Here is a 21,746-nt window from a genome sequence, read left to right as displayed (position 1 = left end):
GCGGACCCAGGCGGGGCGACGAGGCCGAGCTGGTTGCTCGCTCCCCGCACGTCGAGCACGTTGGAGGTCACCTGTGAAACTGCCTTGGCTCACGCCTGTCCTGGACCAGAACGGTCCCCTGATCTCGGTCCATCTCGACACCACGCGCACCGATCCGCAAGCCGCTGGCGAGCTCGAGGCGAGGTGGGCGCAGCTGCGTTCCCGGCTCGGCGCGGAGGGAGCCTCGCAGATCCTCCTCACCCAGATCGAGGACACGGTGCTCAGCCCCTCACCGCTCGGCGGTCGGCACGGACGCTCCCTCTTCGCCTCGGACACCGAGATCCTGGTGGATCGGGTGCTTCCGGTGCCGCCGCTGCAGGAGTCCGCCCATCGCGGGGAGTTCCCGACGCTGCTCCCCCTGCTCCGACTGATCCCCTTCGCGGTCAGCCAGCTGCTGATCGTGGTGGACCGTGCCGGCGCGGACCTGCATCTGCGCTCCCCGGAGAATCCCTCGATCAGCAACAGCTCCAACGGGCTGGGCGAGGACGCGACGGTCGAAGGCGGCCACGACGTGCTCCACAAGGCGAGCCTCGGCGGTGGGGCCCAGCACGGCTGGCGGGCGGACAACTACGAGGCCCGCGTCGAGGACTCCTGGGAGCGCAACGCCGATGCCGTGGCCGGGACGGTCGAGAAGATCCTGCGGGAGCGTCAGGTCGACATCGTGATGCTCAGCGGCGACGTGCGCGCGATCGGCCTGCTGCGCGACGCACTGGGACGGGAGACCCGGGAGCGGCTGATCGAGGTTCAGGGAGGCAGTCGCGGCGTCGCACTGGACCGCGGACCGTTCCGCGAGGAGCTGCGCCTGGCCACCGATGAGTTCATCGCAGCCCGCCAGCAGGAGCTTGCGGAGCGGTTCCGGGAGAGCCAGGCCCGAGATGGTGCCTCTGTCGGAGGTGCGGCGGAGGTCTGGCAGGCCCTCTCCCGCGGACAGGTCGAGGAGCTCGTGTTCGTCACCGGCCACGAGCCCGCCGGCATCGAGGAGCTGCTGCGCGGGGCGCTCGCCACCGATGCGGCCATCTCCGCCCTCCAGGAGGACGCCGACGGGATCCCCGAGGGCGTCGGTGCGCTCCTGCGCTGGCGCGATGAGACCACCCCGTCCAACAGCATCGGTTCGATGTCCGGAGATGCCCGCCGCGAATGATCGAGGCCGGGGAGCGGCGATCTGCGCTGCTCCCCGGTGCGCGGGCCCCTGGTCTCCGGGTCTCCGGGTCCTCAACCGTTCGGTCCCCCGCCTCGCGCTCTTCTGCGGAGTGCACGAGGATGGCAGGCCCGGAGCACCCGGGGAACCGAATCCGACGATCAGTGCAGGAGTGACCATGCCCGAGGCCTGGAGCCCGAAGCGCGAACGCCAGTACCAGCACATCAAGGACAGCCAGATCGAGCGCGGCACCTCAGAGGACGAGGCGGAGGAGATCGCTGCCCGCACCGTGAACAAGACCCGGGCCCAGGAGGGCGAGTCCGAGGAGGCGAGCCGCACCTCGGTCCAGGACAAGTCACCCTCGGAGCGCGGCGGCGAGCGCTCCCACTCCGGTGCGCAGGGGCGCACCAAGGATCAGCTCTACCAGGACGCGAAGCGTCAGGGAGTCGAGGGTCGCTCGACCATGGACAAGGAGGAGCTGAAGGACACCGTCGAGGATCGGTGATCCCACCGGAGTGAGCCCGCTTGAAGACGCTTCCCAGGGACCCGGGGGCCACCTGTAGACTCGGCCCCGGCAACGGGGGAGTATCCACCACGCTGTGCACGTCATCACGAGGACTGTCATCGGTCCTCCGGGCGCAGCGGCCCATCGCATCGAGCGATGGGTGGAGAGACTCGGGTCACCACCCAAATCTGGAAAGTTCCCTATGACTGTCTCTCCACTCGTCTGGATCCTCACGATCCTGGCTGTCCTGGGCCTGTTGGCCTTCGACTACTTCTTCCATGTGCGCAAGGCGCACATCCCCACACTTCGCGAAGCGGCGATCTGGTCCGCCATCTACGTGGGCATCGCACTGCTCTTCGGCGTCGGGGTGTACATCTTCGGCGGCAGCACGATGGGCACCGAGTACTTCGCCGGCTATGTCACCGAGAAGGCCCTCTCGGTCGACAACCTCTTCGTCTTCCTCATCATCATCGGCGCTTTCGCCGTGCCTCGCGAGGACCAGCAGAAGGTGCTGCTGTTCGGTATCACCTTCGCCATCATCGCCCGCTCGGGCATGATCGCGATCGGCGCGGCCGCGATCAATGCATTCGCCTGGGTGTTCTACCTTTTCGGCGCGATCCTGCTGGTCACCGCTGCAAAGATGATCTTCGACGAGCTCAAGAAGGAGACTCCAGAGGGCGAGGAGAAGGAGAGCTTCTTCGTCCGCGTCGTCAAGAGATTCCTGCCCGCAACCGACGAGTACGACGGCGACAAGTTCTTCACCATCGAGAACGGCAAACGGGTCCTCACCCCGATGCTGCTGGTCATGCTCGCCATCGGTGCGACCGACATCCTGTTCGCTCTGGATTCGATCCCCGCAATCTTCGGCCTCACCCAGAACACCTACATCGTGTTCACCGCAACCGTGTTCTCGTTGCTCGGCCTGCGCCAGCTGTACTTCCTCATCGACGGCCTGCTGGATCGCCTGGTGTACCTCTCCTACGGACTGTCGATCATCCTCGCCTTCATCGGCGTGAAGCTCGTGATCCACGCCCTGCACGAGAACGACCTGCCGTTCATCAATGGTGGCGAGCCCGTCCTGGGCGTCCCTGAGATCACCACCGGGCTCTCCCTGACCGTGATCATCGGCGTCCTCACCGTGACGGTGCTCGCCTCCCTGCTGTCCCCCAAGGGGAGGGCGCAGGCGGCCGTGAACAACGCGCACCAAGAAGCGCTGGCTTACATCGAGCTGACGTACGAATCCTTCGAGGCCAAGCGCGACCAGATGTACGACCGCATGATCGCGCACGAGAAGATGATCGACTCCCTGCCCGCGAAGTACGAGGACATGGTCGTGGCGGAGAAGAACGTGCGCGAGCTGCTGTCCGACGCCCACCAGCTCCATGACAACCGCCTCGCATTCAACGAACGGGGCGAACGCTCCGACGAGCAGCCGGAGGGTCTTGTGGTCACCCGAACCGATGGCAGCGTCGCGACTGACCCCAGCGGCAATGTCATCACGGTCGTCCAGGAGGAGGAGATCCGCGCGAAGAAGGAGGCCAAGCATCGTGAGCGCGCGCAGGCCCGAGAGGACCACGCCGCAGCACGCAAGCGCTGACCCCCCGCGCAGGCGCCGATCCACGCACGCGGGCGCCGACCTCCCGCAACCCGCCGCACGGCGCCCCTTGAGCACCATCTCGAGGGGCGCCGTTCCGCGTCAGAGGCGAGTGACCGGCACAGCGCCGGCCGCTCGGCGCACCGCGAGCACGAGCAGCACCTGCGCGGTGAGATACGTGGCCATCACCCAGACACTGTGCGCCGGGAGCGTGAGCACCCCGAAGGCGTCCAGGGCGATCAGGGAATCGGAGACCACGAACACCGCGCCCCCGATCGTCCCGAGCCGTCCCAGGCCGCTGGCCAGCAGCGACATCGCGAAGATCGCCACCGCGTACACGACCACCGCCGGCAGCAGCATCCCGGCGCCCCGCGCCGACAGCATGACGATCACGAGGGCGACGAGCAGGTAGATCGAGGCCACCTGGGGCCGACGCAACAGCGATTCCAGCCGCCATGGCCAGATGGCGACGGCATAGATCAGCTGCGCGACCAGGAAGCTGCCCAGCATGCCGAGGAACCCGGGCTCCCCACCCACGAAGCGCGGGATCGTGTCGCCGAGCCAGGAGAAGCCGAGGGCGATCACGGTCAGGCGCACCAGGAGTACGCGAGGCGCTGAGGTGCCTGACCAGAGGGCGAGGGCGAGCAGAGGCATCAGGAGCACCTGTGTGACCTCCGCGACAGGCCCGATCCCGAACCACTGCGCCGCCAGGTGCGTGAGCCCGACCGCGACCAGGACCGTCATCGCGGCACGCATCGACTGCTCCCTCGCGGCGGCGGGTCCGCGCCCGTCACATGGTCGATGCTTCCTCGCATACCGAGAGGATACGCGCGGCCCGGAGGGTGGGAATTGACCTGGCCGTGGCCCAAGGGGCGATGGCACCATGCAGGCATGCCTGACGTCAACGCGCCCGTGCCACCCACCGACCTGGACGAGCTGCTGGCGCTCGCCTCCGCCCATGGCCTCGACCTCGACGGGGCGACGCTGCGCACCGAGGAGATCGGCCTCGACTTCCGGGTCGCGATGGCCCGTGCGCGCGACGGCCAGGACTGGGTGTTGCGCATCCCCCGTCGGCCGGACGTGCTGGACCGCGCCGCAGTGGAGGGCCGTCTGCTGGCCATGGTGGCTCCACACCTGGAGTTCGCGGTGCCGGCCTGGCGGATCAGCACCTCCGAGCTGATCGCCTATCCCCTGCTCCCCGGCACGCCAGGACTCACGGTCAGCGCGGATGGTGAGGTGACCTGGCATGTCGACATGACTTCCACCATCTACGCCGCCTCGCTCGGCAGCGCAGCGGCACAGCTGCAGGCGGTGGACCCCGAGGCTGCCGCCGCGACCGGCATCGAGGTGCGCTCCCCCACCGAAGTGCGGGAGGCCTGGGGCCGGGACCTGTCCCGCGTTGCCGCCGAGTTCGAGATCTCGCCGTCGCTGCGGGAGCGCTGGGATGCCTGGCTCGGCGAGGACAGCTACTGGCCGCGGCACTCGGTGCTCACACATGGCGAGATCTATCCCGGCCACACACTGGTCGAAGGCGAACGGATCAGCGCGATCCTGGACTGGACCACGGCCGCGATCGGCGACCCGGCCAGGGACCTCATGTTCCATCAGGTCAGCGCACCGCCGGAGGCCTTCGAGGCAATGCTCGCGGCGTACTCAGCGGGCGGGGGACGCATCTGGCCGCGCCTGGCCGAGCACTGCACTGAGATGTTCTCCGCCGGGCCGATCGGCTACGGCCTCTTCGCGCTGGAGACCGGCTTGGCTGGGCATCACAAGGCGGCCGCCGCAGCCCTGAACCCGCCGACCGGGGCCTGACCCAGCCCTCCGAGCCAGATGCCAAGAGCCCGTCCGTGCGAGTGACCTGAGCGACATCGAGGGAGCGGGCTCACACCCGCCGTCGGTCCGTGCCTGGACACTCACACCCGGGCAGGTCACAGCAAGATAACGGGCGTGCCCCACGTCATCGGCTCGTTCTGCTCGGGTCAAATCTCCGTCACCACCCTCCAAGGGCCTTGATCTGGGGGCCCCCCTTTCCCCTACGGTGGCCGACGTTCGAGACGCGCGCTCCGCCCCTGCGGATCCGCGACCCCAGCGAGAGATGCGAGAGGACGTGTTCATGTCCAAGCACAGCACGCACGCCACCAAGACCCCCCGAACCTCCAGCCTGCGCCGCGGCCTGGCCCGCACCGCAGTGACCCTCGCCGGAGGCGCCATCGTCGCCACCGGCATGCTCGCCACCGGCACCGCGGCGAACGCCGCGACCGGCTGGGACGAGGTCGCCGCCTGCGAATCCGGCGGAGACTGGTCGATCAACACGGGCAACGGTTACTACGGCGGCCTGCAGTTCTCTCAGCAGACCTGGGAGGGCTTCGGCGGCTCGCAGTACGCCTCGAGCGCCGACCAGGCCTCCAAGAGCCAGCAGATCGCTGTGGCCGAGCGCGTCCTCGCCGAGCAGGGCGCAGGCGCCTGGCCCAACTGCGGCTCGGCCCTGAGCGGTGGGGCCAGCACCGGCGACGCCCCGGCGCCCTCCGAGCAGGAGGAGGCCCCGCAGGAGGAAGCGCCCGAGCAGGAGCAAACCGAACAGAAGCAGCAGGACTCCACTCCGAGCCGCGAGTCCGAGAAGCAGGCGAACCGCTCGAGCGAGCGCCAGAGCACCGAGCCCCAGGGCGACTGGAGCTGCGACGGTGACGGGATCGCCGACAACTGTGACGAGAACGGCTTCGCCAAGGAGACCGAGAAGAAGCAGGAGCCCGCACAGGACTCTGCCCCGAAGGCTGAGCAGGAGTCCGCTCCGGCCCCGGAGCGGACTGCGGGCGAGCCCGGCTCCAAGGCCACCGGTGACCTGTCCGTCGCCGGCACCCTCGAGGTCGACGGCAAGAACGGCCCGGAGACCATGAGCGCGCTGCAGGACTGGCTGAACGTCGAGCAGACCGGCGAGATGGATGAGGCAACCACCCTGGCGCTTCAGGGCTGGGCCAAGACCGACCAGGACGGCGTGATCGGCGAGGACACCGTCGCCGGCCTCCAGCACGAGATCGGCGCCACCCAGAACGGCTCCGACGAGATCGACGAGGACACCGTGGAGGTCCTGCAGACCTTCCTGAACCTCTACTGATCTCTTCCGGCAGCTGCGCTCCCGCTCGACGGGCGCAGCCACCGCGCGGCGACGCCGCAATGACCCGGACGGCCGGGCCGCCTTCACCGGCGGCCCGGCCGTCCGCCGTTCGGCGAGTACACCGCGCGCGTGCACCGCGCGCGTGCGCAGCGCGCAATGGGTGCGAGCCCGCAGGACCCCGGACCCGGAGCGCGGCAACCCACGGCAATTTCCAGGGCGCGCCGGCCTCCATCCTCCAACGTGACAGAGACCCCTTCTCTCGACACGAAGCAAAAGTGCTGGCAGCAGCCCCGTTACCAAGTAGTACAAGATTCGACCTCCCGGCAACCACACTGCAACCTCTGGCAACAATGGCCAATCGTTCAGCGCTCTGGCAAGACTCGGGCCATAGCCGACACCGCTTCTCGCGGCACCCTCGGCACACCGGAGCCACCAGCGACACACCGCGCCTGGTCGCTCCAGCTACTCAAGGATGAGCCAGAAGGAGCACAACGATGAGCACCACCAGCGCACACCCGGGGCAGGGCCGCATGGCCCCGTCCAGTTCGCCGAGCTCGACGGCCAAGCGCCCGTTCAGCTTCCGGGACAAGATCGGCTACATGTTCGGCGACTTCGGGAACGACTTCACGTTCCTCCTGCAGTCCGCGTTCTTCATGATCTTCTACACCAACGTCATGGGCATCAACGCCGCCCACGTCGGCACCCTGCTGTTCGCCGCGCGCATCCTGGACGCCTTCACCGACGTCGGTGCAGGACGCCTGATCGACACCCTGAAGCCCGGCAGGTCCGGCCGGTTCAAGCCCTGGCTGCTGCGGATCGCGGTCCCCGTCGCCGCGGCGTCGTTCCTGATGTTCTCGCCGTTCGTCCAGGACGGCGAGTACGGTACGCGCCTGGCGTGGATGATCGTCACCTACATCCTGTGGGGCTCGGTCTTCTACACCCTGATCAACATCCCCTACGGTTCCATGGCCTCGGTCATCTCCAACCAGCCCGGTGAGCGCGCCTCGCTGTCGGTGTTCCGCTCCCTCGGTGCCACCCTCGCGAACCTCGCCATCTCCGTGGTCCTGCCGCTCGTCGTCTTCGTCCAGATCAACGGCCAGTCCGAGCTCTCCGGAACCAACATGATGTGGGCCGCCCTCGGCTGCGGCATCCTCGCTGTCATCTGCTACCTGCTCTGCTTCATCAACGTAGAGGAGCGCATCAGCACCCCGCCGAAGCCGAAGGGGGAGCGCGCCAGCCTCGGTCAGACCCTCGGCGCCATGGCCAAGAACCGGGCCCTCACCGGCCTGATCGCGACCTCGCTCTTCATGCTCATCGCCTTCATGCTGCTCGGCGGCATGATGCCTTACATGCTCAATGAGTACTTCAACAACGGTCAGCTGCTGAGCCTCGTGAACTTCGTGGGCCTCGCTCCGACCCTGCTGCTGGTGCCCTTCGCCTCGAAGCTCGCCAAGACCTTCGGCAAGAAGGAGGTCGGCGTGGTCGGCATGTCGCTGGCCGTCGTCGCCGCACTGATCCTGTTCGTGGTCCGCACCGACAGCCCGTACGTGTTCATGGTCGGCTACGCGGTCATGATGTTCGGCGTCGCCTGCTTGAACATCCTCATCTGGGCGTTCATCACCGATGCGATCGACGTCCAGGAGATCCAGACCGGCGAGCGCAACGACGCCACCGTGTACGGCATGTACTCCTGGGCTCGCAAGCTCGGCCAGGCCATTGCCGGTGGCCTGACCGGCTGGGCCCTGGGATGGATCGGCTACGTGTCCGGTACCGGGACCATCGTGCAGACCCAGGAGGTGCTGGACGGCATCTACACCCTGGCGACCCTGGTGCCGGCCCTGCTGCTGATCGTCTCGGTCCTCTTCCTGATCTTCTGGTACCCGCTGTCCAAGAAGCGCGTCGACGAGAACGTCGCGATCCTCGAGAAGATGCACGCCGCGGCCGCTGCAGCGACCCCGGAGAGCTGATCCGCACCGGCCGGCGGTCTCTCCCGAGGGTCCGCCGGCCGGAGTAGGGTCGGTGGGGAGAGAGCTTTCCCTGTCGGCCCTTCCCCGCCTGAACCCACGTCACCCTTGCTTTTCACCTCGCAGCCTCCTCGCGGAGCGCAGAGAACCACCACAGAAACGGAGACACCATGTCGGAGAAGAACGTCCGTCTCGGAATCATCGGCCTCGGAGCCCAGGGCGGCATGTATGCCGGCCTGCTCAAGGACGGCAAGGTCGCTGGCATGACCCTCGGCGCCATCGCCGACACCGACCCCGCCAAGAAGGAGGTCGCCGCCGAGAAGTACCCGGACGCCCCCTTCTACGACGACTACCTCGCGATGCTGGACTCCGGTGACATCGACGCGGTGGTCACCACCGTGCCGCACTTCGACCACGCGGAGATGACCATCACCGCGATCGGCAAGGGCATCCACACCCTCACCGAGAAGCCGGCCGGCATCTACACCAAGCAGGTCGAGGAGATGAACGCCTTCGCGGCGGAGCATCCCGAGACCACCTTCGCGATCATGTTCAATCAGCGCACCAACCCGGTCTACACCGACCTCAAGGAGCTCATCGCTTCCGGTGAGCTCGGCAAGCTGCGCCACACCTCGTGGATCATCACCACCTGGTGGCGCCCCCAGGCCTACTACGACCAGTCGGCATGGCGTGCGACCTGGGGCGGCGAGGGTGGCGGCGTGCTGGTCAACCAGGCGCCCCACCAGCTGGACCTCTGGCAGTGGCTGTGCGGCTCCCCGAAGAAGGTCTTCGCGAAGCTCTCCTTCGGCTTCCAGCGCGACATCGCCACCGAGGACGAGGTCAATGCGGTCGTCGACTTCGGTGATGGCGCCACCGGCAGCTTCATCACCTCCACGAACGACATCATCGGCACCGACCGCCTGGAGATGCTCTTCGACAAGGGCAAGATCGTCGTGGACGCCTCCAAGAAGGTCACGATCACCCGCCTGAAGCAGGACGAGCGCTCGCTGTCCGACGGCATGTCCGCCGAGGACGTCGGCCGCCTGTTCATGGGCAAGATCGACACCGCCGACCTGTACGAGACCGAGGTCAAGGAGTACGAGTCGGCCTGGGGCCAGCAGCACACCGACGTCCTGACCAACTTCGCCGCTCACATCAACGACGGCACCCCGCTGATCGCGGACGGCGCCGAGGGCATCAACGGCGTGCGCCTTGCCTCCGGCATGCAGCTCTCGGCCTGGACCGGCCGTGAGATCGACCTGGTCGACTACCCGGCCGAGGAGTACCTCGCCGAGCTCAACAAGCGCATCGAGGCAGAGGGCAAGTTCCCCACCCGCTCCTGAGCCGCTGAACGGCCGGGTCAGTGCCGCACGGCACCGACCCGGCCGCTCCGGTCGTCACGCATCACGCATCACGCATCACCACGTTCCTCCGGCGCCCTGCGGCGCCGCCCTCACGACTCGAAGGAGACTCAACATGCCTGTCCTCGGACTCCAGCTCATGATGCTCAAGGACCAGATCAACGAGAAAGGGATGTACGAGGTCCTGCGCCAGGTGCGCGAGCTCGACATCGACGCCGTCGAGGTCTCCCAGGTGGAGATGACCGACGAGCTCATCGATGACCTCGTGCGCGGCAAGGCCGACTTCAACGTCGAGACCGCCGCGATGAGCGTCTCCATCGCCCCGGGCGGCAACGGCTTCGCGCTCGAGACCGAGTTCGACCGCGCCGTCGAGGCCTGCACGAAGACCGGCGCACGCTTCCTGCGCATCGGCATGATGCCCTTCGAGGCGATGACCTCGAAGGAGGCTGCTGAGAAGTGGGCCGGTTCCGTCGAGCCCTACGCCGCTCGCCTCGCCGAGCAGAACATCACGCTGTGCTACCACAACCACCACGTCGACCTCATCAAGTTCGACGGCGAGCGGATCTTCGACATCGTGCGCCGGGTCGCCCCGTCGCTGCTGTTCGAGGTCGACCTGCACTGGGTCCAGCGCGGCGGCATGGCACCGCTGGAGATGCTCGAGGCCTACTCCGGTGCCTGCAAGCTCATCCACGTCAAGGACTTCCGGGTCGCCCCGCTCCCCGCGGACGTCTACGCGAAGTTCGAGGCGAAGGAAATCGACATGAAGGAGTTCTACGGAGCCTTCCTGTCGCTCGGCCAGTTCGCCGAGGTGGGCCAGGGCAACATGAACTGGCCCGCGCTGCTCCCCGCCGCGGAGAAGGCCGGTGCCGAGTACTTCCTCATCGAGCAGGATGACACCTACGGACGCGACCCGATCGACTGCATCCGCGAGTCCCGCGAGTACCTGAAGTCCATCGGGTACTGACCGACCTCCCGCCGCCCGGCGTGGCCGCCTCGCTGGACGGTGACACGTCTCCAGGCGGGGCTCACGGCCAGGCGCGGTCCACAGCCTGGCGTTGACGCGTCGCAACGCGGATCGGGCGATTCTGAGCCATCCCTGACCGGATTCTGGCTCAGAATCGCCCGATCTTTCGTTCCCCGGGGGCAACGACGCCCCGGGTTCCTACGGCTGGCACGGCCACCGGGCTGCGACGATTCCTCGGGGGCCTCAGCGTTGCAGGTAGGTGCGGATCTCCCGGATCTTCGCCGTCTTCGTGGCTCCGGCGAAGCGGATCATGTGGCAGAAGTCCACGCGCTCCTCGCCACGCACCAGGTATCCGTCGCAGGCGGCGAGGCGGCCGTGGTTCAGCACCATGAGGATCTCCCCGCGCTCGGCAACGAAGGGCGGCGCCACGATGCCGCTGGAAGCCGGATCGCTCTCACCGACGAGGAGCCAGGTGGCGTCCTCGCGCAGCCAACCCAGCACGGTCGCCTCCTCCCCCGCCGCCCAGGCCGCCACGATGTCGGCCACGATCGCCATGCGTGGGGAATTGCCGCAGTCCTCGGGAATCGTCATCTCCATGGCCCACACCCTAGAGACGCCTGCAGACGCTGCATAGACCCATCGCTGGGTCGACGCACCGAGCGAGCAGCCGGGCGTGGAAGCCTTCGCGAGCGTCGATGGGGCTGGAGCTGCTTCACCGACGGGTCACGGTCGTCGATCGCGAGGATGAGTGAGCCAGGACTCTGCATCGCGAGGGCGTAGCAAAGACCACACCAGGCACAGAATTCGACTTCCTGGCCGCCACCTGGGCAGATCTGCAACACGCCTCCAGGGTTCGGGGCGTAGCGTCGCGGACTTCCCCACCTCAGGAGGCACAGTGAAGGTTCCCAGCCAGCGGGCATTCCGGCGCACCCTCGCCGCACTCACGTTCACCGCAGCGGTCGCACTGACCGGCTGCAGCGGTGATCAGGCGGCGCCCACAGGCGCCAGTGATCAGGGCGGGCAGGCGCCTGCAGCGAGCGACGGCGGCGGGGCACCGCAGGCCGGTGGACAGGGCGGCGAACAGCCACAGATGCCAGAGGCCGACGTCTCCGACATCCCGGAGGTCGTGGCCACCGTCAACGGTGAGGACATCACCAAGGACGAGTTCACCGCTATCTACGAGGGCCAGTTCCAGCAGGCCACGATGCAGCAGCAGAGCACCGGCCAGGAAGTCGATCAGGCGGCGCTGAAGACACAGGTCGCGAACCAGCTGGTGGATAACCGCCTGCTCCTCCAAGGCGCGTCCGAGGCCGGCATCGAGCCGACCGATGCGGACATCGACGCGACCCTCGAGGAGATCGCCCAGCAGAACGGGCTCGGCTCCGAGGATGAAGTCATCGCGACACTCGAGCAGCAGGGCATGAGCGAGGAGGACGTGCGCAAGGACGCCTCCTCCCAGTTCAAGCTCACCACCTTCATCGAGCAGGAGGCGGAGGTCACCGAGCCCACCGACGAGGAGCTGCAGACGCAGTACGACCAGCTCGTCGAGCAGCAGAAGCAGGCCGGCGGCGACCCAGCACAGATCCCGCCCTTCGAAGAGGCCAAAGAGCAGCTGGCACAGCAGACGATCACCCAGCAGCAGAACGAGGCGGCCACCACCATCGCCGCCGAGCTGCGCGAGGCCGGGGACGTGACCGTGAACGTCTGAGTGCCGGACGACGCACGACTTCGAGCTGCCTGCTGCAGCGGTCAGCCGAAGGGTGGCATGTCCTTTCCTATGTACCAGGCATTCCCGTCCTTGCCCTGCTGACTGGATCCGACCAGTCCACTGGCTCCGCCCAAAGACTTGAACACGTTGCGCGCTGACTCGTTCTCGATGCCCAGGCGGTCAGAGATCTCCAGTCCGTAGTTCTCGCCTTCACGCATCTTCTCGACATGACGCATATCTGGATCGGACTTCGCCGTATCGAGCATGGTCTTCTCCAGGTGATCGAAGGCCGAACCTTCGTTGATCGACCGGTCCGTCCCCGGGAACTTCCAGTGGTCCGGGGCGAGCGGAAAGGCCAACCCGGTCACAGCCTCGACAGGTCCGGCGATCGGATGGAAGTCATAGACGGCTCGAGTCATGGCCATCGTGAATTCGATGGTTTCACCCTTGGTGGCGTGTGAGTAGGCGTCGTACAGATCCGGGACGGCCGGGATGCCCTTGCGGCCGAGGTTGACCAGGAACTTCTTGGCACCACCCCTCTCCAGCAACTTTCCGACGCTCTCCCCGACCTCATTCCAGGTCTCACCCTTGGTGAAGTCCTTCACTACCTTCCATGCGCGTTCCTTGAAAGTGCTGGGCTCCTGAGGGCCGAACAGCCACGGGGCGATCTTCGGTAGGAGACCGTCGCCGGGCTGCCAGGTCCCGAGTCCACCACCCCCGCCGCCGGAGGTCGGCGCAGAGACCGTGTCCTGCTGATCGGCCTCCTGCACCAGATCCGCGCCGCGCTCCCCTGTGCGCGCAGCCAGCGCGAGCAGCTGTGCCACAGTCGAGGCGCACTCGGCTCGGAAGGCGTCGGCGTCCGGGCCCACCCAGGCGACTGCCTGCACGAGGCGCAGTGCATTCTCCCCGGTCTCACGCAGCACGTCGCTGCGCTGTGTGAAGAGCGTCGCGGTCTCGCGGAGCTGTGCAGTGTCCGCGCCCTGGAATCCGGTCATGGGACACGACGGTAGCGCGATCCTCCGGACGTCGACATGGGGAGTACTCCCCACCTCCGCAGCCCAGGGAACGGGGCTCTTGCGAGCCGGCGCGTTCCCGTTTCAGGGAGCGCCGGCCCTGGCCCGCCGACTCAGCACGGTCGCGGCACGCGGCTCAGACCTCCCCCTTCTTGAGCACCTCGGCGATGTGCTCGGCCTGCCGGATCGCAAGCGCCACGATGGTCAGGGTCGGGTTCGCGGCAGCGCCGGTGGTGAACTGCGAGCCGTCGGAGATGAACAGGTTCGGCACATCATGCGCCCGGCCCCACGTGTCGACCACGCCGTCCTCGGGCCGCTCGCTCATGCGACAGGTGCCGAGGTTGTGGGTGGAGGGGTAGGGCGTGGTGCGATGGGTGCTGACCGCGCCGACGGCGGTGTAGAGCTTCTGCGCCTGGGTGAAGGCATGCTCCCGCATCGCCAGGTCGTTGGCGTGATCATCGAAGTGGACATGGGCGACCGGCAGGCCGTGCTGATCGGTGACGGTGGAGTCGAGCGTGATCGCGTTGGACTCCTGCGGCATGTCCTCCCCTACCAGCCAGCAGCCGGCGGTGTTCTCGTAGGCATCCAGCAGCCGGGTGAAGTCCGGCCCCCAGGCGCCGGGTTCGACGAAGCTGGCTATGAAGGCGGGGCCCAGCGAGATGGTCTGGATGTAGTAGCCGCCGGCAAATCCGCGGGTGGGATCATGCACGGACTCATCGGAGATGTTGCCGGCCATGGTCTCGCCGCGGTACATCCGCACTGGCTTGTCGAACTGGGCGTACACGCTGCCGGTCATGTGGCGCATGTAGTTGCGGCCCACCTGCCCGGAGGAGTTCGCGAGCCCGTCGGGGAACAGCGAGGAGGAGCTGAGGTGCAGGAGGCGAGGAGTCTCGATCGAGTTCCCGGCCACGCACACCACTTTCGCGGCCTGGCGATGCAGGGTGCCGTCCTGATCGAGATAGAGCACGGCGTCCACACGGCCGGTGCGGTCGTGGAGGATCTGGGCGACATGGCTGTTGGGGCGCAGATCCAACTTGCCGGTCTTGAGCGCGCGGGGGATCTCCCGCACCATCGTCGACCACTTCGAGCCGTTCTTGTCGCCCTGGAAGTTGAAGCCGTCCTGGACAGAGGCGGGGCGGCCGTCGTAGGGCTCGGCGTTGGTGCCATAGGGGCCGGTGGCGTAGTGGCGATAGCCGAGCTTCTCCGCGCCGGCGGCCAGCACCTTGTAGTTGTTGTTCGCCGGCAGCGGCGGGCGGCCGCCGCGGTGGGTGGAGCCGATCGCGTCCTCGGCCCGGGTGTAGTACGGCTCGAGCTCGTCGTAGGTGAGCGGCCAGTCCATCAGATTCGCCCCATCGACCCGCCCGTAGGTCGAGCGGGCCTTGAACTCGTGCGGCTTGAAGCGCGGGGTCGCCCCGGACCAGTGGGTGGTGGTGCCGCCGACGGCCTTCACGATCCAGGCAGGGAGATTCGGGAAGTCCTTCGCCACCCGCCAGCTGCCGGAGGTGGTGCGGGTATCTGTCCAGGCCATCTGGTTGAAGGCCTCCCACTCGAGGTTCATGTAGTCCTCGCCCCGCAGGTAGGGGCCCGCCTCGAGGAGCACGCACTCGATGCCCTGCTTGGTGAGCTCGTAGGCGAGGGTGCCGCCGCCGGCCCCGGAGCCGATGATGACGACGGCCTCGGTGGAATGGTCGATCGTGCTCATGAGGTAGCTCCCTTGCTCCCGTTGCCGCTGCTGCTGTTCACCTGGCGGCCGGTGCCTCCGGCGCGCGCTCGGCTCTGCCCGGCCGGGACGGCCGCGCCTCGGGTGCTGGCCGTCGTCGCCGCACGGGGCAGGTCCGAGACGACGTCCACGAGCGGGTCGCCGTCGTACTCCTCGATCCGCGGGTCCGGCAGCCAGTCGAGATCGTCGAAGCCGCGCTCGATATAGCCGCCCTTGTCGAAGGAGGGTCCTTCGTAGCCGAGCGCCTCCCACACCTCCTCGTCCTCGTAGAGGCTGACCACGACCGTCTGCCGCACGAAGCCGAAGTAGCTGGTGTGCTGGACGCGCAGGAGCAGGGGCAGCGCCTCCTGCGCGGTGAGCTCGGTGAAGCGCCCACCGGCGAGCGCCTGGAGGGAGTCGAGCCCCTGGGCGAGTTTGACCCGCATCCAGGTGGTGTCCTCGGCGGCCGCCTGCACGGTGGCTGCGGCCCGCTCATAGGCGGTTCCAGGCACTCCTTCGTGCGGGAATGCGGCCCGGATGAGGGCGAGAAGTGTCTGTGCGGCGTCCTCGCTCCCCTCGATGTCGTTGACGGTGTCCCCCGTCTGCGGTGCACTCATGGCATGTCCTCCCTGACGTCATCGGCAGTGATCTGAAACACACGCTAGAGAGGGTTCGCGGCGACGGCAATCGGCGTTATCGCCGGGCGAGAACCGGCCGACGGAGACGGCTCAGGAGTGGTCCGCACCCAGGCGGTAGGCGCGGCCCGCTCGGGAGGCGCAGGCTCGCAGCCGATCCTCGACGTGGCGCACCCGGCCCGCATAGGCGGCCACCGGTGCGGACAGGGCGACGGTGCCGATCAGCATGCCGTCATCGGCCTTGATGGTGGCGGCGAGGCAGTCGGTGCCGGGCACGAACTCCTGGTGCTCCCAGGCGATGCCGCGGGCGGCGATGTCCGCGAGCTGCTCGCGCAGCTGCACGGGATCGGTGAGGGTGCGGTCGGTGTGGGCGCGCAGCGGGGTGCCGGCGAGATAGGCCTCCCGCTCCTCGGCCGGCAGCGAGGCGAGCCCCACTTTTCCGAAGGCGGTGGCGTGCGGGCTCTCGTGGAATCCGAAGCTCAACGGGGACAGGCGCGGTGCCTGCGGCGAGTCGGAGACGTGGACGACCACGAAGTCGGTGCCGCGGTGGATGGCGAGATAGGCCGCCATCCCGAGGTCGCGGTGCATGGCGTGGACCTCCTCGCGCACGGCGCGCGGGACTCCGAGATGCTCGTGGAGCCCGACGGCCAGGCGGTGCAGCTTGTACCCCAGGGCGAAGCGCTGCTCGTCCCGCAGATGGACCAGGTAGTCGGCGTGCAGGAGCTCCTGGGCGATGCGGTAGACGGTGGGCAGCGGGATCCCGGTGACCTCCGCGATTCCGCGGGCGGTGCTGCTTCCATGCTCGGCGACGGCTTCGAGCACGGCCAGGGCACGCGCGATCTGCCCGACCGGGGCGCCCTCGCCCCGCTCCTGCTCGATGCTCATCCTGTCCCCTTCTCCGGTCCCTCGTCGCCGCTGCGCTCATTGTGCCGCAGCAGCTCTGGGACGGGTGGGCTTCTTGCCTTGCGAGAATGGGGCTACCGCAGCGGCCGGCCAGCGTGCAGGCTGGCTGTGCACCCCTCTCTGAAAGGACCCCTCGATGATCCTGATCAACGTCAAGTTCCCGGTGAAGCCCGAGTTCGCCGACCAGTGGCCCGAACTCTCGAGCGAGTTCACCGAGACCACCCTGGCCGAGCCCGGGAACCTGTGGTTCGAATGGTCACGCAGCGTGAAGGAGCCGAACACCTATGTGCTGATCGAAGCCTTCACCGACGAGGGCGCCGGCCCGCACGTGAACTCCCCGCACTTCAAGAAGATGCAGGAGGAGTTCCCGCAGTATCTCGAGGCGACCCCGCAGATCGTCTCCCACCAGATCGACAGCGAGGGCTGGGGCCCGATGGGGGAGATCACCGTCGAGTGACCTCCTCGCACCGCCCGCTGCTTCGGCCGCTCCTGCCCTCCTGGGCCGGGGCGGCCGAGCATCTCAGTGCTGCTCGCGCCGGCCCAGCGTCGTCACCGGAGTCGCACCGGGGCGCGACCATTGGGGCAGCGGCCGGCTGGTCTCGCCCCAGGTGGGCTCGCCCTGCGCATCAGTGCGCCAGGACCAGCAGGCGTGACGGCTCGCGGGCCAGCCGTCCGGGACGTCCTCCCAGTCCTCGCCGCGGCCGTAGGGCGTCATGTCCAGCAGGCCCATCGAGAAATTCACCCGCTCGTTGCCGCGCCCGGTGGTGCGATAGGTGAGGAACACCCGATCCCCGTCCCGTAGGAAGCTCGCGAGATAGCCCATGTCGCCGCCGATCGGGGCGGGAGCTTCCCGCGCCGAATACCAGGGCACGCGCCGGTATCCCATGAAGGCGATGAAGGGGTGCACCTCCTCCCAGCTTCCGGTCGTGAGGATCGCGAGCGAGACGCCGTGGGCATTCAGGTAGGTCGCGTCGTGAAGGTGCCATGCAGTGGTGGTGCAGCCTTCGCACTGCCCCTGGTGCGGAGCTCCGTCATGCCACATGTGCTGGTAGACCACGAGACGGTCACGGCCTTCGAACAGGGAGAGGAAGGGCACGGGGCCGACGGGGCCGGTCACCTCGGCGGTCCCGTCGATCTCCACCATCGGCAGCCGGCGCCTTGCGGCAGCGATCGCATCCCCCTCGCGGGTATGCGCCTTCTCCCGCACCAGCAGCTCGTCCCGAGCGGACTGCCAAGACTCCATGTCCACGACCGGCGGTCGGCCGGCAGGCCGCCCCGACGACACGCCCATCACTCGGCGCCCCCGGTGCGATCCCAGGCCGAGCCGGGAGGCTCTGACAGGTAGGTCGGCACGTATTCGAGCAGCTGGAGGCCACCTTCGAAGGTGCGGGCGGTGACGAGCTCGAGGGAGAAGTCCTCGAACTGCTCCCAGATCCGCTCCAGTCCGGTGCGCCCGGTGATCACCGGGAACAGGATGACGCGAAAGCGGTCCACGAGCCCGGCCTTCAGCAACGAGTGGCTGAGGCGGATGCTGCCGGTGGTGGTCAGCGGCAAGCTCGCGGTGCGCTTGAGCTCCCGAACGGCCTCAAGAGCATCGGTGCTGATCAATGTGGTGTTCGGCCAGGCCAGGGGCTCCTCGAGGGTCGAGGAGAAGACGATCTTCGGGAGCCGCGCCATCTGGGCGAAGCTGGCCTTCTCCTCTTCGGAGACATCGATCCGTTGGGCCTGTTCAGCCATCCTCGCCATCAGTCGGTAGGTGGTGGCGCCCATCAGGGTCACCGAGTCCGGCTGCTCACCGAGCCAGGCGAGATATTCCGGGCTCTCGAGCCCCCACCAGCCCGGCCAGCCCTCGCCGGCGGCGCAGCCGTCCACGGAGAGGATGAAGTCGACCACCAGCTCCCCCGCTTCGGCACCGGGCGCGGACGCGCCACGTGCCCCGCTGGTCCTGCTGGTGCTGCTGGTGCCGCTCGTCTTGCTGGTGCTCGCATCGCTCATCGCGACCGCTCCTCGGAGAGTTCGGCCCCGGCATGCACCGGCGCTCGTTCCCCTCCACCCAAGCACTTGATGGGGCTCCCGTCCATGGGCCGCAGCGATCAGTTCTTGCAGCGGCGGGCACCGCATCGCCAGCGCGCGCACCAGCGGATCACGCACCCGGCGGGCCCCCGAGCGAGTCTCGAGGGGAGCGCCCCGGCTCCGGCTCAGCCCTTCGCACCGTGCAGACCTCGCAGCAGTGTCATCAGCAGGCCGACCGCGACCGCGACCCAGGCGAGCACCGCCACCACCAGTCCCACATCGCCGACCCCCTCGACCAGCGGCAGGTGCTCGACCCGCCCCAGCCGCAGTGAGGCGACGGCAAACATCCCCAGGGGGAATACGATCGACCACAGCGAGGGCGTGTACCGCAGCGGAACCCGGTGGATCAGGTGCCGCCACAGGCCCGCTCCGGCCAGCAGCGGAATCAGCCACAGCGCGAAGCACCAGAAGACCACGACGGTCCCGCCGATCAGCCCGCGGGCGGCGTCGACCATCGGCACCGAGTCCATGGCGAAGATCCCGGCCCCGGCGACCACCGCGATCGCGAGTGCTCCCATCGCCACCCAGTAGGTGGGCTCGAACTGTCGCGGTGTGATTCCGAAGTGCACGATCCGCAGGATCACCAGCACTGCGATCCCGAGGTACAGAATCGTCCCCACCGACCAGGCCATCACCGTGAACAGGCCCAGCAGTGAGGCGTAGGCGGAGGAGGAAGGTTCCAGCCCGGACAGGCCGACGGCGAGGGACTGCGAGGCGACCGACCAGATGAACCAGCTGCCGTTGGTGCGGGCGAGGATCGGCTCCCCATCGCGGGCCATCAGCACCTGCCAGGGCAGCACGTATCCCAGCACGATCCAGAGTGCGGCGCCGATCCCGAGCAGCACCACCGATGCCGTGCCGAGCCCCACCTGCTGCAGTCCGACCGCGACGACGCTGGCCGCGGCGACGATCGTGAAGTAGCCGAAGGCAGTCTCGGGATCCTTCGCATCCGCGCGCATCCGGGCAGGGTGACGACCCCAGCGCAGTACGTACAGCACCACCAGCACGATACCAACGAGCGCAGCCAGGATCAGCAGCACCAGCGCCGCGCCATCGGCCCCCACCATCCGCAGCCCGACAGAGACGATCCCGGTCCCCATCACCAGCGCGAAATAGCCCGGAGCGAGACCTGCGAGCGCCTGGTCGGCGCGTGCGGCGAGGCTCGGTGACATCGTGGCAGAGGTGGGCACGAGTCCATTGTGCGACGGGAGCCGTGACATCTGACAACAGAGACGCTCGTCCCACTCGAGAGTCCTTGCACCCAGTGCAACTTCACCCCTAGTGTCGAGCAGGGCGACGAATTCCGCCTGATGAGCGGGACAGCAGCCCGATGAGGATCACGACAGGAGACGTTCCGAGCATGGGGCAGCACAACGGTGGGACCGGCAGCGGCAAGGGCTCCGCTCCGGCAGCGGCGAACCCGAATGTCGTGATGGCGGTCCTGCTCGCAGGAGCCTTCGTCATCATCCTCAACCAGACCCTGCTGAACACGGCGCTGCCGGCGTTCATGGTCGATTTCAATATCACGGCGAACGCCGCCCAGTGGGTGACCACGCTGTTCATGCTGGTCAACGGGATCATGATCCCGGCCACGGCGTTCCTGATCCAGAAGTTCACCACGCGCACGATGTTCTCCGCCGCGATGGCCATCTTCATCGTGGGGACGATCATCTGCGCCGTCGCCCCGGTGTACCCGGTGCTGCTGCTGGGCCGCGTGGTGCAGGCCGCCAGCGGCGGAATGATCATGCCGCTGATGCAGACGATCCTGTTCGCGCTCTTCCCGATCCACAAGCGCGGCGCCGCCATGGGCACCTTCGGGCTCGTGATCTCCTTCGCCCCTGCGATCGGGCCCACCCTCTCTGGATTCATCGTGGACCACTGGTCCTGGCGGTGGCTGTTCGTGATGATGCTGCCGATCGCGCTCTCCGCGCTGATCTTCGCGCGCTTCACCCTGAGGAACGTCACCGAGCAGACCGATCCTCATCTGGATGTGCTCTCGCTGATCCTGTCCTCCTTCGCCTTCGGCGGGTTGTTGTTCGGCTTCAGCAATGCGGGCACTGTCGGCTGGCTGACCCTGGGGGTGCTCATCCCGCTGATCGTCGGCGCTCTCACGCTGGTGTGGTTCGTGCGCCGCCAGCTGCGGCTGAAGGAGCCGCTGCTCGAGCTGCGGGTGCTCGGCAACCGCATGTTCACGCTCGGCACGGTGCTGGGGATGCTGGTGTTCATGGCGATGATCGGCGGGATGCTGATGATCCCGCTGTATATGCAGAACATGAGCGACTTCACTGCGATGGAATCCGGGATGGTGCTGCTGCCCGGCGCGGTGATCATGGGTGTGATGTCCCCCGTGACCGGGCGGGTCTTCGACCGCTTCGGTGCCTCTGCCCTGGCGATCACCGGCTTCGCGATCCTCACGATCACCAGCGTCCTGCTGGCCCGGCTGACCGTCGACACCACCTTCGCCTACATCGCGATCGTCAACGCAGTGCGGATGTTCGGCACCGCGATGGTGATCATGCCGGTGACCACGGCGGCGCTGAACCAGCTCCCGCAGCGGATGATCCCGCACGGCGCTGCGGTGAACAACACCATGCGTCAGGTCGCGGCGTCCATCGGCACCGGCGTGCTGGTGACGGTGATGACGGCCACCGCACGGGACCCGCAGGAGTACGGCATAGCCGGCCCCATCCACGGAGTGAACGTGGCCTTCCTCGTGGCCGGCGGGATCGCGGCGGCGGGCCTGATCGGCTCTTGCTTCCTGCGCGGCTCGAAGCCCCATGCACCGGAGCCCGAAGGCGCCGACACCGACGACCGCTGACCATCCGCGAGGCAGGCAGACCTTCGGTGAGGCTGACTGGGCTTCGCTGAGGTGGGCTGGCCTTCGCTGAGATCGACCCACCATCGGTGCCTAGAACCCCTCGACGGCTCCTCGGGCATCGCTGGACAGCACCGATGCGGCAGGTCACACTGAGGATGGCTCGGCAGGTCGTCGAACGTGACGCTCCAGGCGTATCGACGATGATCGCTCGGTCACCCCA

The 21,746-nt window shown here is 67.8% G+C and carries 20 protein-coding genes; 11 read left to right on the top strand and 9 right to left on the bottom strand.

Features of this window, described 5'->3' with window-relative positions:
- Positions 1 to 73 precede the first annotated feature (73 nt).
- The 3 genes from ABD893_RS07220 (at position 74) to ABD893_RS07210 (ending at position 3,279) form a co-directional block, all read left to right on the top strand.
- Complete coding sequence (locus tag ABD893_RS07220; protein ID WP_345077508.1) at positions 74 to 1,180, top strand: baeRF2 domain-containing protein; 1,107 nt, start codon at positions 74 to 76, stop codon at positions 1,178 to 1,180.
- A gap of 175 nt (positions 1,181 to 1,355) precedes the next feature.
- On the top strand, positions 1,356 to 1,682 hold the full coding sequence (locus tag ABD893_RS07215) for a plasmid stabilization protein (RefSeq protein WP_345077505.1): 327 nt from the start codon (positions 1,356 to 1,358) through the stop codon (positions 1,680 to 1,682).
- A 202-nt stretch (positions 1,683 to 1,884) separates the two neighbouring features.
- Complete coding sequence (locus ABD893_RS07210; protein WP_345077502.1) at positions 1,885 to 3,279, top strand: TerC family protein; 1,395 nt, start codon at positions 1,885 to 1,887, stop codon at positions 3,277 to 3,279.
- A 99-nt stretch (positions 3,280 to 3,378) separates the two neighbouring features.
- Here the strand turns inward: ABD893_RS07210 and ABD893_RS07205 are convergent, their stop codons facing one another.
- Positions 3,379 to 4,032: a lysoplasmalogenase family protein gene (locus ABD893_RS07205; RefSeq protein ID WP_345077499.1), complete on the bottom strand. Its 654-nt coding sequence runs from the start codon at positions 4,030 to 4,032 to the stop codon at positions 3,379 to 3,381.
- Positions 4,033 to 4,167: 135 nt separating this feature from the next.
- Here ABD893_RS07205 and ABD893_RS07200 point away from each other — a divergent pair, with 135 nt between their 5' ends.
- From ABD893_RS07200 to ABD893_RS07180, 5 genes are all read left to right on the top strand, one after another.
- Positions 4,168 to 5,088 (top strand): macrolide 2'-phosphotransferase, encoded by a 921-nt coding sequence (locus ABD893_RS07200; protein ID WP_345077496.1) that lies wholly within the window; start codon positions 4,168 to 4,170, stop codon positions 5,086 to 5,088.
- Between the two features lie 301 nt (positions 5,089 to 5,389).
- Positions 5,390 to 6,388 (top strand): transglycosylase family protein, encoded by a 999-nt coding sequence (locus ABD893_RS07195; protein WP_345077493.1) that lies wholly within the window; start codon positions 5,390 to 5,392, stop codon positions 6,386 to 6,388.
- Between the two features lie 494 nt (positions 6,389 to 6,882).
- Positions 6,883 to 8,355: an MFS transporter gene (locus ABD893_RS07190; protein ID WP_345077490.1), complete on the top strand. Its 1,473-nt coding sequence runs from the start codon at positions 6,883 to 6,885 to the stop codon at positions 8,353 to 8,355.
- Positions 8,356 to 8,522: 167 nt separating this feature from the next.
- The gene (locus ABD893_RS07185; protein WP_345077487.1) at positions 8,523 to 9,695 is read left to right on the top strand and encodes a Gfo/Idh/MocA family protein; all 1,173 of its coding nucleotides are present in this window, start codon (positions 8,523 to 8,525) and stop codon (positions 9,693 to 9,695) included.
- Between the two features lie 133 nt (positions 9,696 to 9,828).
- Complete coding sequence (locus tag ABD893_RS07180; protein ID WP_345077484.1) at positions 9,829 to 10,677, top strand: sugar phosphate isomerase/epimerase family protein; 849 nt, start codon at positions 9,829 to 9,831, stop codon at positions 10,675 to 10,677.
- Positions 10,678 to 10,920: 243 nt separating this feature from the next.
- Here the strand turns inward: ABD893_RS07180 and ABD893_RS07175 are convergent, their stop codons facing one another.
- On the bottom strand, positions 10,921 to 11,274 hold the full coding sequence (locus tag ABD893_RS07175) for a hypothetical protein (RefSeq protein WP_345077481.1): 354 nt from the start codon (positions 11,272 to 11,274) through the stop codon (positions 10,921 to 10,923).
- Between the two features lie 298 nt (positions 11,275 to 11,572).
- Here ABD893_RS07175 and ABD893_RS07170 point away from each other — a divergent pair, with 298 nt between their 5' ends.
- Positions 11,573 to 12,385: a SurA N-terminal domain-containing protein gene (locus ABD893_RS07170; protein WP_345077478.1), complete on the top strand. Its 813-nt coding sequence runs from the start codon at positions 11,573 to 11,575 to the stop codon at positions 12,383 to 12,385.
- A 41-nt stretch (positions 12,386 to 12,426) separates the two neighbouring features.
- On the opposite strand, the gene ABD893_RS07165 is transcribed toward ABD893_RS07170, so the two are convergent.
- The 4 genes from ABD893_RS07165 to ABD893_RS07150 all read right to left on the bottom strand — a co-directional run bounded on the left by ABD893_RS07165 (position 12,427) and on the right by ABD893_RS07150 (position 16,617).
- Positions 12,427 to 13,380 (bottom strand): WXG100 family type VII secretion target, encoded by a 954-nt coding sequence (locus tag ABD893_RS07165; protein WP_345077475.1) that lies wholly within the window; start codon positions 13,378 to 13,380, stop codon positions 12,427 to 12,429.
- Between the two features lie 154 nt (positions 13,381 to 13,534).
- Positions 13,535 to 15,100 (bottom strand): GMC family oxidoreductase, encoded by a 1,566-nt coding sequence (locus ABD893_RS07160; RefSeq protein ID WP_345077472.1) that lies wholly within the window; start codon positions 15,098 to 15,100, stop codon positions 13,535 to 13,537.
- Positions 15,097 to 15,714 carry a hypothetical protein gene (locus tag ABD893_RS07155; protein ID WP_345077469.1) on the bottom strand — a complete coding sequence of 206 codons (618 nt, stop codon included), beginning with the start codon at positions 15,712 to 15,714 and terminating at the stop codon, positions 15,097 to 15,099. The genes ABD893_RS07160 and ABD893_RS07155 overlap by 4 nt, the downstream gene beginning before the upstream one ends.
- A 111-nt stretch (positions 15,715 to 15,825) precedes the next feature.
- Positions 15,826 to 16,617 carry an IclR family transcriptional regulator gene (locus tag ABD893_RS07150; protein WP_345077466.1) on the bottom strand — a complete coding sequence of 264 codons (792 nt, stop codon included), beginning with the start codon at positions 16,615 to 16,617 and terminating at the stop codon, positions 15,826 to 15,828.
- Positions 16,618 to 16,771: 154 nt separating this feature from the next.
- On the opposite strand from ABD893_RS07150, the gene ABD893_RS07145 reads away from it, so the two are divergent.
- A complete protein-coding gene (locus tag ABD893_RS07145; RefSeq protein WP_345077463.1) occupies positions 16,772 to 17,092 on the top strand; it encodes a putative quinol monooxygenase in 321 nt (106 codons plus the stop codon).
- 63 nt (positions 17,093 to 17,155) lie between these two features.
- On the opposite strand, the gene ABD893_RS07140 is transcribed toward ABD893_RS07145, so the two are convergent.
- The 3 genes from ABD893_RS07140 to ABD893_RS07130 all read right to left on the bottom strand — a co-directional run bounded on the left by ABD893_RS07140 (position 17,156) and on the right by ABD893_RS07130 (position 19,898).
- Positions 17,156 to 17,926, bottom strand: a complete 771-nt coding sequence (locus ABD893_RS07140) for a DUF899 family protein (RefSeq protein WP_345077460.1) — start codon at positions 17,924 to 17,926, stop codon at positions 17,156 to 17,158.
- Complete coding sequence (locus tag ABD893_RS07135; protein ID WP_345077458.1) at positions 17,926 to 18,630, bottom strand: dihydrofolate reductase family protein; 705 nt, start codon at positions 18,628 to 18,630, stop codon at positions 17,926 to 17,928. The genes ABD893_RS07140 and ABD893_RS07135 overlap by 1 nt, the downstream gene beginning before the upstream one ends.
- Before the next feature lie 203 nt (positions 18,631 to 18,833).
- Positions 18,834 to 19,898, bottom strand: coding sequence for a tellurite resistance/C4-dicarboxylate transporter family protein (locus ABD893_RS07130; protein ID WP_345077456.1), 1,065 nt, complete (start codon positions 19,896 to 19,898; stop codon positions 18,834 to 18,836).
- Positions 19,899 to 20,068: 170 nt separating this feature from the next.
- On the opposite strand from ABD893_RS07130, the gene ABD893_RS07125 reads away from it, so the two are divergent.
- Positions 20,069 to 21,526, top strand: a complete 1,458-nt coding sequence (locus ABD893_RS07125; RefSeq protein WP_345077453.1) for an MDR family MFS transporter — start codon at positions 20,069 to 20,071, stop codon at positions 21,524 to 21,526.
- Positions 21,527 to 21,746 lie beyond the last annotated feature (220 nt).

The organism is Brachybacterium paraconglomeratum, from assembly GCF_039541415.1.
GTDB lineage: Bacteria > Actinomycetota > Actinomycetes > Actinomycetales > Dermabacteraceae > Brachybacterium > Brachybacterium paraconglomeratum_A.
This window is presented reverse-complemented; position numbering and strand designations above follow the sequence as displayed.